Below are 621 nucleotides of genomic sequence, written 5' to 3' on the forward strand. Positions count from 1 at the left end.
ATGGCAACCATTTCTAGCGCCTCAACCACGCCGGTCTTCATCAGTTTGATGTTGATAACGTGGGCGGCTCGTTCGTGGGCGATGCGCAGCACCTGCAATGCGCTCGCTGCCGTCTCGTCAGCGGCAAGAGGAGCGCCACCCCACTGCGCGAGCTGGCGCATCCCGGCCCAGTCATCGGCGGGCACCGGCTGCTCGACCAACGCCGGCACGATCTGTTGCAAGCGTAATGCGCCGAGCAGTTCGAGCATTGTTTCGGCGGTCAAACCACCATTACCGTCAAGGATCAGTGGCGCTTCAGGAGCAACGGCCCGGATAGCAGTGATGCGGGCTAGGTCGTGTTGCAAGTCGCTGCCGCCGATCTTGACCTTGATCTGGCGGATGCCCCGGTCGAGAATGTCAAGCGCAGCCAATGCCGCCTCCTCGACCGTGCCGGTCGTGATGGTCATATCGGTTTCGAGCGTGTGGCCGGCGCCGCCGAAGAAGACGTAGAGCGGCAGGCCGTAGTGGCGGGTGAGCGCGTCGAGCACTGCTGTTTCAATCGCGCAACGGGCCGAACCATAGCCGCCGATTCGCTCGCGCAGTAGGCCGGCAATTGCCCGCCATTCACGAACATCCGCGCCT

1 protein-coding gene is annotated in these 621 nt (G+C 63.3%); it reads right to left on the bottom strand.

Going from position 1 to position 621, the window contains the following annotated elements; genetic code table 11:
* Positions 1 to 621 (bottom strand): dipeptide epimerase (locus NZU74_20600; protein ID MCS6883727.1); only part of this gene is annotated, 621 nt, incomplete at both ends.

This window comes from Chloroflexaceae bacterium, from assembly GCA_025057155.1.
In the GTDB taxonomy this organism is placed as follows: domain Bacteria; phylum Chloroflexota; class Chloroflexia; order Chloroflexales; family Chloroflexaceae; genus JACAEO01.